The organism is Pseudomonas sp. R9.37, from assembly GCF_963878885.1.
In the GTDB taxonomy this organism is placed as follows: Bacteria; Pseudomonadota; Gammaproteobacteria; order Pseudomonadales; family Pseudomonadaceae; genus Aquipseudomonas.
In genome coordinates this window covers 445,111-458,901 of record NZ_CAWNZA010000011.1, presented here as the reverse complement: position 1 = coordinate 458,901, position 13,791 = coordinate 445,111, and the positions used below count along the sequence as shown (strand labels likewise).

The 13,791-nt window shown below is 60.4% G+C and carries 13 protein-coding genes; 9 read left to right on the top strand and 4 right to left on the bottom strand.

All coding sequences use genetic code 11. The annotated features are described in order from the left end of the window. Positions 1-87 precede the first annotated feature (87 nt). Positions 88-312 (top strand): DUF1127 domain-containing protein, encoded by a 225-nt coding sequence (locus AACU78_RS08810; protein ID WP_106575848.1) that lies wholly within the window; start codon positions 88-90, stop codon positions 310-312. On the opposite strand, the gene AACU78_RS08805 is transcribed toward AACU78_RS08810, so the two are convergent. After that, entirely contained in the window at positions 313-1,605 is a 1,293-nt protein-coding gene (locus tag AACU78_RS08805) for an NAD(P)/FAD-dependent oxidoreductase (protein ID WP_106575847.1), read from the bottom strand. A 115-nt stretch (positions 1,606-1,720) separates the two neighbouring features. Between AACU78_RS08805 and AACU78_RS08800 the strand changes: the two genes are divergently transcribed. After that, positions 1,721-2,074, top strand: a complete 354-nt coding sequence (locus tag AACU78_RS08800) for a YkgJ family cysteine cluster protein (protein WP_106575846.1) — start codon at positions 1,721-1,723, stop codon at positions 2,072-2,074. Between the two features lie 109 nt (positions 2,075-2,183). Here AACU78_RS08800 and AACU78_RS08795 read toward each other — a convergent pair whose 3' ends face one another. Beyond that, positions 2,184-2,672 (bottom strand): Lrp/AsnC ligand binding domain-containing protein, encoded by a 489-nt coding sequence (locus AACU78_RS08795; protein ID WP_003176896.1) that lies wholly within the window; start codon positions 2,670-2,672, stop codon positions 2,184-2,186. A 156-nt stretch (positions 2,673-2,828) separates the two neighbouring features. Between AACU78_RS08795 and dadA the strand changes: the two genes are divergently transcribed. The 6 genes from dadA (at position 2,829) to AACU78_RS08765 (ending at position 8,929) form a co-directional block, all read left to right on the top strand. Continuing rightward, a complete protein-coding gene (gene dadA / locus AACU78_RS08790) occupies positions 2,829-4,130 on the top strand; it encodes a D-amino acid dehydrogenase (RefSeq protein ID WP_106575845.1) in 1,302 nt (433 codons plus the stop codon). Then, entirely contained in the window at positions 4,102-4,455 is a 354-nt protein-coding gene (locus AACU78_RS08785) for a RidA family protein (RefSeq protein ID WP_016970573.1), read from the top strand. Before dadA ends, AACU78_RS08785 begins: the two co-directional genes overlap by 29 nt. A gap of 80 nt (positions 4,456-4,535) precedes the next feature. Then, positions 4,536-5,609 (top strand): alanine racemase, encoded by a 1,074-nt coding sequence (gene alr, locus AACU78_RS08780; RefSeq protein ID WP_106575844.1) that lies wholly within the window; start codon positions 4,536-4,538, stop codon positions 5,607-5,609. A 116-nt stretch (positions 5,610-5,725) separates the two neighbouring features. Next, on the top strand, positions 5,726-6,274 hold the full coding sequence (locus AACU78_RS08775; RefSeq protein ID WP_106575843.1) for a cupin domain-containing protein: 549 nt from the start codon (positions 5,726-5,728) through the stop codon (positions 6,272-6,274). A 182-nt stretch (positions 6,275-6,456) separates the two neighbouring features. Continuing rightward, positions 6,457-6,873, top strand: coding sequence for a c-type cytochrome (locus AACU78_RS08770; protein ID WP_099488297.1), 417 nt, complete (start codon positions 6,457-6,459; stop codon positions 6,871-6,873). Between the two features lie 133 nt (positions 6,874-7,006). After that, positions 7,007-8,929, top strand: coding sequence for an acetyl-CoA hydrolase/transferase C-terminal domain-containing protein (locus AACU78_RS08765; RefSeq protein WP_106575842.1), 1,923 nt, complete (start codon positions 7,007-7,009; stop codon positions 8,927-8,929). 152 nt (positions 8,930-9,081) lie between these two features. Here AACU78_RS08765 and AACU78_RS08760 read toward each other — a convergent pair whose 3' ends face one another. Further along, complete coding sequence (locus tag AACU78_RS08760) at positions 9,082-9,654, bottom strand: xanthine phosphoribosyltransferase (RefSeq protein WP_094948722.1); 573 nt, start codon at positions 9,652-9,654, stop codon at positions 9,082-9,084. A gap of 58 nt (positions 9,655-9,712) precedes the next feature. Next, on the bottom strand, positions 9,713-11,722 hold the full coding sequence (gene rep, locus AACU78_RS08755) for a DNA helicase Rep (protein ID WP_053258644.1): 2,010 nt from the start codon (positions 11,720-11,722) through the stop codon (positions 9,713-9,715). Between the two features lie 269 nt (positions 11,723-11,991). Between rep and AACU78_RS08750 the strand changes: the two genes are divergently transcribed. Then, the gene (locus AACU78_RS08750) at positions 11,992-13,656 is read left to right on the top strand and encodes a putative bifunctional diguanylate cyclase/phosphodiesterase (RefSeq protein WP_106575841.1); all 1,665 of its coding nucleotides are present in this window, start codon (positions 11,992-11,994) and stop codon (positions 13,654-13,656) included. Positions 13,657-13,791: the final 135 nt, after the last annotated feature.

Genomic DNA, 13,791 nt, shown 5'->3' with positions numbered 1-13,791 from the left:
TTAATAAAGGTGCGTTGAATCTGTCATGGTTTTGCCGTTGCGCTCAGGCTAGTCACTCATGGCAACAAGCAACTGAGGGGCAGCAAAATGAGCGGCATGAGCGATGTGCGTCTGATGTTACACAGTCAGGAACTGCAGGCAGGGCAAGAGCGCGCGACGGCGCCACGGGAGATCAACCGCTGGCGTTTGTTCTGGCACCGCCGTCACACGCGCAAAGCCTTGCTGCACCTGACTCGCGAGCAACTGCGCGACGTCGGGCTGACCGCCGAACAAGCGCGCCAGGAAGGCCTGAAGCCGTTCTGGCGTGATTGATCAGACCAGCTCTTTGAGGCGGTGCCAGAGCATCCCAAGTGCCAGCAACGGCGAGCGCAAGTGTTGGCCGCCGGGGAAGGTGATGTGCGGTACTTGGGCGAACAGATCGAAACGGCCCTGCTGCTGGCCACTGATCGCCTCGGCCAGCAGCTTACCCGCCAAGTGCGTGGCATTCAGACCATGCCCCGAGTAGGCCTGGGCGTAATACACGTTGGGTTGATCCGCCAACCGGCCAATCTGCGGCAACCGGTTGGCGCCAATGCCGATCATGCCGCCCCACTGGTAGTCGATTTTCACGTCGGCCAGTTGTGGGAACACTTTGAGCATTTTTGGGCGCATATAGGCGCCGATGTCTTGCGGATCACGTCCGGAATAGTGACAGGCGCCACCGAACAACAGGCGGCGGTCGGCGGACAGCCGGAAGTAATCCACCGTTACCCGTTGATCACAGACGGCCATGTTCTGGGGCAGCAGGTGGGCAGCTTGGGCTTCGCTCAACGGCTCGGTGGCGATGATGTAGCTGCCGGCGGGCAGCACTTTGCCGCTCAGGTAGGGGTTGAGGCCATTGAGGTAGGCGTTGCACGCCAACACCAGGGTCTTGGCGCGCACATTGCCAAGGGCGGTGTGCACGTTCACTTCAGGGCCGTAGTCGATGCGTGTCACTTCGGACTGCTCGAACAGCTTCACGCCCAGCTTCTGCGCGGCGGCGGCTTCGCCGAGGGCCAGATTCAGCGGGTGCAAATGGCCGGAGCCCATGTCGATCATGCCGCCCACGTAGCGGTCGGAACCGATCACGCTGCTCATCTCGTTGGCTTGCAGCAGGCGTACTTCATGGCGATAGCCGAGGCTGCGCAGTTCTTCGGCATCTTCGGCCAGGTCGTGCAGGTGCTGAGGTTTATTCGCCAGGTCGCAGTAACCCCAGGTCAGGTCGCAGGGGATTTGATAGCGCTCGACGCGCTCGCGCACGATCTCCACGGCTTCCAGGCCCATCAACTTCATCTGGCGCACGCCGTCGGTGCCGATCACGTTGGCAAACTGGTCCAGGCCATGGCCGACGCCGCGAATCAGCTGGCCGCCGTTACGACCACTGGCGCCCCAGCCAATCCTGCGCGCCTCCAGCAGCACCACGCTGTAACCGCGTTCGGCCAGTTCCAGGGCGGTGTTGAGCCCGGAGTAACCGCCGCCAATTACGCACACATCGGCGCTGACTTCGCCCGTCAACGCCGGGTAATCGGGTTGTGGGACGCTGCTGGCGGCGTAGTAGGAAGCGGTGTGCCGGGCGCTGGCGGTCATGGGGAGCATCCCTGTTTGGAAAATTTGACGCAGGATACAGCGGTCGGACGAAGCTGTCTGCGCAGGGCGTTTTGCGTCAGAATCCACGCCTATTCGCCGTCCGGTATGTGTTTCGATGAGTTGCAACAGTCAGAAAATCAGCGCGCTGCGCAGGCAGATTCCTTCGTTCGAGTGTGTTCCGGGTTGCCACGACTGCTGTGGGCCGGTGACGACCTCGCCCGAGGAAATGTCGCGCCTGCCACGCAAGACCGCAGCCGAGCAGGACGCCGCCATGGACGAGCTGAACTGCGTGCACCTTGGGCCCGATGGCTGCACGGTGTACGACGAACGCCCGCTGATCTGCCGGTTGTTTGGTACCACCAAGACCTTGCCATGCCCCAACGGGCGGGGGCCGGTGGAGCTAATTCATCCGCGGGTTGAGAAGCAAATCCATGAATACATGGCCAGCACCCGGCAAGTCTTGGTCTAGGGATGTACTCGGTCAAAAATGTGGGAGCTGGCTTGCCTGCGATAGCGGTGTATCAATCACACCGCTATCGCAGGCAAGCCAGCTCCCACCTTTGCGCACGTTGAATCAGTTAATCCGGGATCGGCAGGTTCAAGCTCTCCTTCACCTCTTCCATCACGATATAGCTCTTTGATTCGCGCACATGGGGCAACTTGAGCAAGATGTCGCCGAGCAATTTGCGGTACGAGGCCATCTCGGAAATCCGTGCCTTCACCAGGTAGTCGAAGTCTCCCGACACCAAATGGCATTCCAGCACATGGGGCAGTTTGAGCACGGCGCGGCGGAATTCTTCAAAGGTGTCGCCGGACTTGTAATCGAGGCTGATCTCGACAAATACCAGCAAACTGCCCTTCAAATGCTGCGGATTGAGCCGTGCGTTGTAGCCCATGATGATGCCTTCGCGTTCCAGTCGGCGTACGCGCTCGGTGCACGGCGTGGTCGACAGCCCGACTTTTTCTCCCAGCTCCGTGAACGAAATGCGCCCGTCGGTTTGCAGGATGCGCAGGATATTGCGGTCGATCTTGTCCAGCTCCCGCTTGGTCTGGGTGTTGGTACGCATAGGGGATACGCCTCTGTGAAAAGGGTTTTTGCCGAGAATTGTCGCCAAATATAGGCATTTATATAGTGAAATGCACTGGCAATAGCTTTTTATACTGCGCTGATCATTGCTCGAATAACACACGTCAGCGGCCAAGCCCGCGATGAGGATATAAAAATGCGCGTTCTGGTCTTGGGTAGCGGCGTCATTGGTGTGACCAGTGCGTACTATTTGGCGCGGGCCGGCTTTGAAGTCGTCGTGGTCGACCGTCAGCCAGCCGCTGCCATGGAAACCAGTTTCGCCAACGCCGGCCAGGTGTCGCCTGGTTATGCCTCGCCCTGGGCCGCCCCAGGCGTTCCGCTCAAGGCGATCAAGTGGCTGCTGCAGCGCCACGCGCCGCTGGCGATCAAGGCCACCGCCGATATCGACCAATACCTGTGGATGGCGCAGATGCTGCGCAACTGCACCGCCAGCCGCTATGCAGTGAACAAAGAGCGCATGGTGCGCCTGTCCGAGTACAGCCGCGACTGCCTCGACGAACTGCGTGCTGAAACCGGCATTGCCTACGAAGGCCGCAGCCTCGGCACGACGCAATTGTTCCGCACCCAGGCGCAACTGGACGGCGCGGCCAAAGACATCGCCGTGCTCAAAGAGTCTGGCGTGCCGTTCGAGCTGCTCGACCGCGCCGGTATCGCCCGCGTCGAGCCGGCCCTGGCCAGCGTCACGGATATTCTTGCTGGCGCGCTGCGCCTGCCGAACGATCAGACGGGCGACTGCCAGATGTTCACCACGCGCCTGGTCGACATGTGCAAGCAGCTGGGTGTTGAGTTCCGCTTCGACCAGGATATCCAGCGCCTCGACTCCGCAGGCGACCGCATCAATGGCGTGTGGATCGACGGCAAGCTGGAAACCGCGGACCGTTATGTACTGGCCCTCGGCAGCTACTCGCCAAAACTGCTCAAACCGCTGGGGATCAAGGCACCGGTGTACCCGCTCAAGGGTTACTCGCTGACCGTGCCGATCACCAATCCGGCGATGGCACCGACTTCGACCATTCTGGACGAGACTTACAAGGTTGCGATCACCCGTTTCGACAATCGCATCCGCGTCGGCGGTATGGCTGAAATCGCCGGTTTTGACCTGTCGCTGAACCCGCGCCGGCGTGAAACCCTGGAGATGATCGTCAACGACCTTTATCCTCAGGGCGGCGATTTGACCGAAGCCACGTTCTGGACCGGCCTGCGCCCGACCACGCCCGACGGCACGCCGATTGTCGGCGCCACGCCTTTCAAGAATCTGTTCCTCAATACCGGGCACGGCACACTTGGCTGGACCATGGCCTGTGGCTCTGGTCGTTTGCTGGCCGACCTGATGGCGAAGAAAACCCCGCAGATCAGCGCCGAAGGCCTCGATATTTCCCGTTACGGCAACCACCAGGAGTCCGCAAAACATGTCAATCCAGCGCCAGCTCACCAATGAGCGCATGAGCCAGATCGTTGTTCACAGCGGCACCGTGTATCTGGCAGGGCAAGTCGGCGACGACATGAGTGCCGGGATTGAAAAGCAGACCCGTGAAACCCTGGCCAATATCGAGCGTTTGCTGGACTTGGCCGGCACCGACAAATCCAAGCTGCTGTCGGTGACGATCTACTTGAAAGACATCGACGCCGATTTCGCCGGCATGAACGCGGTGTGGGACAAGTGGCTGCCTAAAGGTGTCGCCCCGGCCCGTGCCACGGTTGAAGCCAAGCTGTGCGAACCGGAAATCCTGGTAGAGCTGTCCGTCGTGGCCGCGCTGCCCTAAACAACGATCCCTCTCCCGGTGCCGACGCTGTTGGTCGGTGCCGGTTTTTTCTTCACTCTGCCGCCTAGAAGCCTGCCGCCATGCGTCCTGCCCGTGCCCTGATCGACCTCCAAGCCCTGCGCCACAATTACCAACTGGCCCGTGAAGTCACGGGGGCCAAGGCCCTCGCCGTGGTCAAGGCCGATGCCTATGGCCATGGCGCCGTGCGCGTGGCCCAGGCGCTGGAAGCCGAGGCCGACGGGTTTGCCGTGGCTTGCATCGAAGAGGCACTGGAGCTGCGGGCCGCCGGGATTCGCGCGCCGGTATTGCTGCTGGAAGGCTTTTTTGAAGCTGACGAACTGCCGCTGATCATCGAGCACGATATGTGGTGCGTGGTGCATTCGCTGTGGCAGTTGGACGCGATTGAGCAGGCCCGGTTGAGCAAGCCGCTGACCATCTGGCTCAAATTGGATTCGGGCATGCATCGTGTCGGCCTGCATCCCAAGGATTACCACGAGGCTTATCAGCGCCTGCTGGCCAGCGGTAAAGTGGCGAAAATCGTATTGATGAGCCACTTCGCCCGTGCCGACGAGCTCGACTGTGTACGCAGCAATGAACAAGTGGCGGTGTTTGAAGCGGCGCGCCAAGGTTTTTCGGCCGAAGTCAGCCTGCGCAACTCGCCTTCCGTGATGGGCTGGCCGAACGTGTCCAGCGACTGGGTGCGCCCAGGCATCATGCTCTACGGCGCCACGCCGTTTGGTGAAGACCAGGCCATCGCCGCGCGCTTGCAGCCGGTGATGACGCTGGAATCCAAGGTCATCTGCGTGCGCGAACTGCCGGCCGGCGAGCCGGTTGGCTACGGCGCCAAGTTCATCACACCCAAACCGATGCGGATCGGCGTGGTCGCCATGGGCTACGCCGATGGCTATCCACGTCACGCGCCAACCGGCACGCCGGTGTTGGTGGCGGGCCAGCGCAGCCAGTTGCTGGGCCGCGTATCCATGGACATGCTGTGTGTCGACCTCACCGACGTGCCGCAGGCCGGGCTCGGTTCCACCGTGGAGCTGTGGGGCAAAACTATTCTCGCCAGCGACGTTGCGACTGCTGCCGAGACCATTCCCTACCAGATCTTCTGCAACCTGCGCCGCGTGCCAAGGCTCTATTGCGGGGCCTAAGCGCTGCCTACGAGTGAAGCCGGCCGGGATTTAGGCCCAAGTGTTGTAAATACTGAACGCTGTCGCCATGATAACGCTCAATTACAACAAAGCCTGAATCCTAGGAGGCTCCTGCATTGGACGTCGGCGAACGACTGCAATCCATCCGTAAACTGAAGGGTCTTTCCCAGCGCGAGCTCGCCAAGCGCGCGGGTGTCACCAACAGCACCATTTCGATGATCGAAAAAAACAGTGTCAGCCCCTCGATCAGCTCCTTGCGCAAGGTGCTGGGCGGCATTCCCATGTCGATGGTCGAATTCTTTTCCGAGGAGATCCTCCAGGAAAAACCGACCCAGGTCGTCTATAAAGCCAATGAGCTGATCGACATATCGGACGGCGCCGTCACCATGAAACTCGTGGGCCGCGCACACCCGAGCCGGGCGATTGCGTTTCTTAACGAGATTTACCCGCCGGGCGCCGACACTGGCGAAGAAATGCTCACCCACGAAGGCGAGGAAACCGGGATTCTGGTGGAAGGTCGCCTGGAATTGGTGGTCGGTCTTGAAACTTTTGTGCTCGAAGCCGGCGATAGCTACTACTTTGAAAGCACCAAGCCCCATCGTTTTCGCAACCCGTTCGATGTGCCGGCGCGACTAATCAGCGCAGCCACACCCGCGAACTTTTGACACAAGAGGCGTGCTGCCAGCGTTGCAGACACACCCGTAGCTGTATTCCGCAGGGCTGAATCTCCCTTTATTTAATAGGGTTGTTTCGGCCGGACGGGCTAACCGTTATACTTTCGCCGCCTGCGAAACCGTGGCCGCAGGCGTGAATAGCCACCATTGAGGGTGAACGCGTGAACCTAATTATGAAAATGCTGGCTGCACCAGCAACCGTACTGGCCCTATGGGCTGTCAGCGCTCAAGCTGCGACCAATGATGAAATTGCCAAGCGCCTGGAGCCTGTCGGCCAAGTCTGTGTTCAGGGCCAGGAATGCAAAGGCATGGAAGTGGCGGTGGCAGCCGGTGGCGGCGGCGGTGCAAAAACACCGGATGACGTGATCGCCAAGCACTGCAACGCCTGCCACGGCACCGGCCTGTTGGGCGCACCGAAAATTGGTGACACCGCGGCGTGGAAAGACCGTGCCGACCACCAAGGCGGCCTCGATGGCCTGCTGGCCAAGGCGATTACCGGCCTGAACGCCATGCCGCCCAAAGGCACTTGCGCCGATTGCTCGGATGCCGAGCTTAAAGGTGCGATCGAGAAGATGTCGGGCTTGAAGTAGACCGATCTTCGCCAAAAAAGCCGCTGCCCAGCGGCTTTTTTGTGCCTGGGATTTGTACTTCGAGACTGTTCATTGCAGCAAAGACCCGGCAAGCTCGGTCCAACCCCTAATCATGGAATGTCAGGAGGGTCGGATGGTGCAGTTGTGTTCAATCGAGCAAGCAGTTGACGACGTATTGGCGCGCTTGCCCGCGCATATCCACATGGGCATGCCGCTGGGCCTGGGCAAGCCCAACCTGTTCGTCAATGCGCTGTACCGGCGTATCGCCAAGTTGCCGGAGCGCGCGCTGACAATCTACACCGCGCTGGCCCTGGGTCGTCCGACCTTGGGCGACGGTTTGCAGAAGCGCTTTCTCGAGCCCTTCATCGAACGCGTCTTTGGCGACTACCCCGAGCTGGATTTTCTTGCCGACCTGCAAAAGGACAGCCTGCCCGCGAACATCCGCGTGCAGCAGTTCTTCATGCAACCCGGCAGCCTGCTCCACAGCGCATCGGCGCAACAGGATTACGTCAGCAGCAATTACAGTCATGCGGCGCGCGACATCAACGCCGCCGGCCTGAATCTGGTGGCGCAACTGGTGGCCAGCAGCACTGAGCATCCGGATCGCCTGAGCTTGAGCTGCAACCCCGACATCACACTCGACCTGCTGCCGATGATCGAGAAGCGTCGCGATGCTGGCGAAACCATCCTGATTGTTGGCCAAGTGCATTCCGATCTGCCCTACATGCCGGGCGATGCTGAACTGGGCATGGACGCGTTCGATTACCTGATCGACGCAAAGGACAGCACCACGCTGTTCTCCACGCCCAACATGCCGGTGGGTTTTCAGGACCACTTTATCGGCCTGCATGCCAGCACCCTGGTGCGCGATGGCGGCACGTTGCAGATCGGTATCGGCTCCATGGGCGACGCGCTGACCGCCGCCTTGCTGGCGCGCCAGGCGGATAACGAGGCCTATCGACTGCTGCTCACCGACCTTGATGTGTATCAGTGGGCGCCCCTGATCAGCCGCGAAGGCGGTGTGTCGCCCTTCGCCCGTGGCCTGTATGGCTGCAGCGAAATGTTCGTCAACGGCCTGCTGGTACTGGCTGACGCCGGCATTATCCGGCGCAAGGTTTACCCGGATGTGGCGACCCAGGCGCAAGCCAATGCCGGCATGCTGGATGACGCGGCGCAACCTGACGGCGTGTCGATCCATGGCGGTTTCTTCCTCGGGCCGCGCAGTTTTTACCAGCGCTTGCAGGAAATGACTCACGCCAAGCGTCTCGAATTCAACATGACTCGCATCAGCTACATCAACGAGCTGTATGGCCAGGAAGAGCTCAAGCGCCTGCAACGCCTGGACGCGCGGTTTATCAACAGCGCGATCATGGTGACCTTGCTCGGCGCAGGTGTGGCCGATCAGCTGGAAGATGGCCGCGTGCTGAGCGGCGTCGGCGGGCAGTACAACTTTGTTGCCCAGGGCCATGCATTGGAAGGCGCACGTTCGATCCTGATCCTGCGCAGCTGGCGCGAGTCGGCCGGGGAGGTCAGTTCCAATATCGTCTGGGAGTACGGCCACTGCACCATTCCCCGGCACCTGCGCGATATCGTCATCACCGAGTACGGGATTGCCGATTTGCGTGGGCAGACAGATGCCAAGGTGATCGAGGCGCTGCTGAATATCACCGACTCGCGCTTTCAAAACGACTTGATCGAACAGGCGCAAAAGGCCGGCAAGCTGCCCAAGGACTTCGAGCTGGACCCGCGCTTTGCCGACAATACGCCGGAGCGGCTCAAGGGTATTCAGGCGCGGCATCACCGGCTGTTTCCGGAGTATCCGCTGGGCACTGACTTCACGGATGAGGAGAAGGATCTGCTGCGCGCGCTGAATTGGCTCAAGAGCAAATTCAAGCTGACCGAGATTCTGGAGTTGGGCAAGGCGGCGCTGGATGCACCGGAGCCGGAGGCGTTTCCCAAGCATCTGGAGCGGATGCGGTTGGATCAGCCGGAGGGGTTGAAAGAGGATCTGTACCAGCGTTTGCTGCTCGCCGGTCTACAGGCCACCGCACACTAAAAACCACCTCGAAACCAACGGTGGGAGGGGGCTTGCCCCCGATTGCGGTGTATCAGTCACCCAATGTGTTGGCTGACCCACTGCTATCGGGGGCAAGCCCCCTCCCACATTTTTTGAATTGTGCTCACCCCAAATATTTGGGGTGTTATCGATTACTCGATGAAAGTAACCACACCACCGGCCAACGACTTCACCCGCGCCAGCGACTCAACCCGATAACCCTGCGCATCCAGCTCGGCACGGCCACCCTGGAACGACTTCTCGATCACAATCCCCAGGCCTGCGACGGTCGCGCCGGCTTGCTTGATGATCGAAATCAGCGCCTGGGACGCCTTACCGTTGGCCAGGAAGTCATCGATCACCAGCACGCGGTCGCTGCTGGTCAGGTGGCGCGGCGAGATCGCCACGGTGCTTTCGACCTTCTTGGTGAACGAGTAGACCGTTGCCGACAGCAGGTTCTCGGTCAGCGTCAGGGACTGCTGCTTACGCGCGAAAATCACCGGCACGCCCAGGTTCAGGCCGGTCATGATCGCCGGCGCAATGCCCGAGGCTTCGATGGTGACGATCTTGGTGATGCCCGAGTCCTTGAAGCGCTCGGCGAATTCGTCGCCGATCAGTTTCATCAGCGCCGGGTCTATCTGGTGGTTCAGAAAGGCGTCGACCTTGAGTACCTGATCGGAAAGCACGATGCCTTCTTCGCGAATTTTCTTGTGCAGTGCTTCCACGGAAAGCTTCCTCTAATGGCGCGGTGTGCGCCGAAAGTAGATTAAAAAGTAGTCGATTCTAGCGCTTTAACATCGCGCGTATATCCGCCAAGGCGGTATTGCCGCGAACGGCCTTCACCTCGGTCGGGGTGTCGTCATTGCCTTCCCAGGCCAGATCGTCCGGCGGTAGCTCGTCGAGGAACCGGCTGGGGGCACAGTCGATGATTTCGCCGTATTGCTTACGCTTGGCGGCGAAGGTGAAGGCCAGCGTCTGACGCGCGCGGGTAATGCCCACGTAGGCCAGGCGCCGTTCTTCTTCGATCGTGTCGGCTTCGATGCTGGAGCGGTGCGGGAGGATTTCCTCTTCCATGCCCATGATGAACACGTAGGGGAATTCCAGGCCCTTGGAGGCATGCAAGGTCATCATCTGCACGCCTTCGGCGCCGTCTTCCTCTTCCTGCTGGCGCTCGAGCATGTCGCGCAGCACCAGCTTGCCAATGGCGTCTTCGACGGTCATCTCGCCGTCTTCGTCTTTTTCCAGGGTGTTTTTCAGCGCTTCGATCAAAAACCAGACATTGCCCATGCGGTAATCCGCGGCTTTGTCGCTGGAACTGTTGGTGCGCAGCCAGTTTTCATAGTCGATGTCCATGACCATGCTGCGCAGCGCGCTGATCGGGTCTTCGCCGGCGCACTGCTCGCGCACCTTGTCCATGAAGCGCTTGAAGCGCGACAGGCGGTCAGTGAAGCGTGTGTCCAGGTGCTCGCCCAGGCCGATTTCGTCGGTGGCGGCGTACATCGAGATTTTGCGTTCCGTGGCGTAGTTGCCGAGCTTTTCCAGCGTAGTCGAACCGATTTCCCGGCGTGGGACGTTGATCACGCGCAGGAAGGCGTTATCGTCGTCCGGGTTCACGATCAGGCGGAAGTAAGCCATCAGGTCTTTCACTTCCTGACGTCCGAAAAAGCTGTTGCCGCCCGACAGGCGATACGGCACCTGGTGATGCTGCAATTTCAGTTCGATCAGCTTGGCCTGGTAGTTGCCGCGGTACAGGATCGCAAAGTCGCTGTAGGGGCGGTCGGTGCGCAAGTGCAGGCTGAGGATTTCCACGGCCACGCGCTCGGCTTCGGCGTCTTCATTGCGGCAGCGGATCACGCGGATTTCGTCGCCGTGGCCCATCTCGCTCCACAGTTGTTTTTCAAACTCGTGGGGGTTGTTGGAGATGAGCACGTTGGCGCAACGCAGGATACGGCTGGTGGAGCGGTAGTTCTGCTCCAGCATCACCACTTTCAGGGACGGATAGTCGTCCTTGAGCAGCATCAGGTTTTCCGGGCGCGCACCGCGCCAGGCATAGATCGACTGGTCGTCGTCGCCCACCACGGTGAACTGGTTGCGCGTGCCGATCAGCATTTTTACCAGCAAGTACTGGCTGGCGTTGGTGTCCTGGTATTCGTCCACCAGCAGGTAGCGGACCTTGTTCTGCCATTTTTCGAGGATGTCGGCGTGTTCCTCGAACAGCTTTACCGGCAGCAGGATCAGGTCGTCAAAGTCCACCGCGTTGAACGCCTTGAGCGTGCGCTGGTAGTGGGTGTAGACGATGGCGGCGGTCTGTTCCTTGGGGTTGCGCGCGTTTTCCAGGGCCTGGGGCGGCAGGATCAGGTCGTTTTTCCAGGCGCCGATCATGTTCTTGATCTCATCCACGCCGTCGTCGCCTGCGTATTCCTTTTGCATGATGTCGGTCATCAGCGACTTCACATCGGTTTCGTCGAAAATCGAGAAACCGGGTTTGTAGCCCAGCCGCGCATGCTCCTTGCGGATGATGTTCAGGCCCAGGTTGTGGAAGGTACACACGGTGAGGCCACGGCCTTCGCCGCCCTTGAGCAGCGTGCCGACACGCTCTTTCATTTCGCGCGCCGCCTTGTTGGTAAAGGTCATGGCGACGATGTACTGGGCGCGGATGCCACAGTTCTGGATCAGGTGCGCGATCTTGCGGGTAATCACGCTGGTCTTGCCGGAGCCTGCGCCGGCGAGCACCAATAGAGGGCCGCCGACGTAGTTCACGGCTTCTTGCTGCCGGGGATTGAGTCGGGACATACAGAATTCAGGGAGTCGTTGTTCAAAAGGGCGGGCATTTTAACAGGCTCGCAGGATTCTGCTCTCACAGAACGACAGTGTGACGTACCACTCGATCTAAATTTGCCGGTTTTGATACTTTGCCGCAGGATGTGGGGGCCTTCTGTCCTTGAAGATCGGGACGAATGCTTACAGCCAGCGTATTTGATAACCCTTATCATTGGTGATTATCAGGCCGCGCGTCATAATGCCCGCCGCCAACGAAATTTTGCAGAGTCTAGGGAGCTAGCTTGTCTACGCCTGTCGAACCCTTGCGTTTGCTGCTACTGGCCGATGAGCCAGCGTGGGCAGCGTTGTTGCGCGAGTGCCTGGCGCCGATGGGCGATGGGGCTGTGCTGATCAGTGCGCCCAACTGGGACTCGGTGAGTCGTCTGTTCGATGACGACCACACGGCCGTGTTATTGACCACGCCCAGCCTGCAACCCGGCCCCGGCCGTTGCAACTTGCCGTGCGTATTGCTGCTGGAGCAGGAACCGCTGGTTTCCCCGCTGGGTGTCAGCGATTGGTTGATCCGCGAGGTGTTGGATGCCGATACATTGCGCCGCTGCCTGCGCCATGTCCGCGAGCGCGGCGTGCTGGAGACCACCTTGCAGCGCCTGGCCGAACAGGACCCGCTCACCGGGATCGCCAATCGCCAGGGTTTCCAGACCCTGCTGGCGGCGCGGCTGGTTGAAAACGAAGGCCGTGGCCTGGCGCTCGGCCACCTTGACCTCGATAACTTTCGCCATGCCAACGACGCTTTAGGCCACCAGGCCGGCGACCGGTTGATCCTGCAAGTGGTTTCGCGCCTCAAGAGCCAGCTCGAAGCCGGGGACCAGTTGGCGCGCCTGGGCAGCGATGAATTCGCCCTGCTGATCGATACGCGCCGCGCGCCCCAGCGTGCCGAATGGATGGCCGAACGCATCACCGAAGCCATGGCCGAACCCTATTGGGTGGATGGCGAAAGCCTGTTGATCGGCTGCAGCCTGGGCGTGGCGCATGCCCGCGCGCGTGCTGGCGCCGACCCACTGATGTGGCACGCGCACATCGCCATGCAGCAAGCCAAAAGTACGCAAGGCTGCACCTTTCATATCTTCAACGAACGCATCAACCGCAACGCGCGCAGCCTGGCCGACCTGGAAAGTGAACTGCGCCGCGCATTGCGCCGCGACGAGCTGGAACTGCACTACCAGCCGCGCCTGGACCTGGACGACGGGCATATTGTCGGCCTGGAAGCCTTGGTGCGCTGGCGCCATGGCGAACGCGGCCTGTTGCCACCCAGCGAGTTCGTGCCGCTGGCCGAACAGAGCGGCCTGATTGTGCCGCTGGGCTACTGGGTGATCTCCCGTGCCCTGCGCGACATGCAAGACCTGCGTGAACGCGGCCTGCCGCCGCTGCATATGGCGGTCAACCTGTCGTTTCGCCAGTTCCAGGACAGCCAACTGCTCTCGACCCTCAGCCGGCTGATTGCCGAGCGTGGTGTGGAAGCTCAGTGGCTGGAGTTCGAATTGACCGAAACCGCCGTCATGCGCCGCAGTGACTTGGTCAAACAAACCATGGACGCCCTCGGCCGCCTGGGCGTGCGGTTTTCCCTGGATGACTTTGGCACTGGATTCTCGTCGTTCGTGCACCTCAACAGCCTGCCGATTGCCCTGTTGAAGATCGACAAGAGCTTTGTCGGCGGCATGGAAGAGCGCGAAGAGAACCGCAAGCTGGTGCACGCCATGATCAACCTGGCGCACAACCTCAACCTGGAAGTGGTGGCTGAAGGTGTGGAAACGCCCGAGCAGTTGGCGCTGTTGCGCTTGTTCGGTTGCGACCAGGCGCAGGGTTATTTGATCAGCAAGCCGTTGCCGTTGCCGGAATTGGTGGAGTATTTGACGTTTGGCAAGAGCCAGCAGGCTTTGCTGGGTTGAAGTGCGAACCCAATCAACTGTAGGAGCTGGCTTGTGTGGGAGCTGGCTTGCCTGCGATGCAGACACCTCGGTGTGTCAGGCATAACCAGGTGATGCCATCGCAGGCAAGCAGCTCCCACATTGAACGAGTACAGT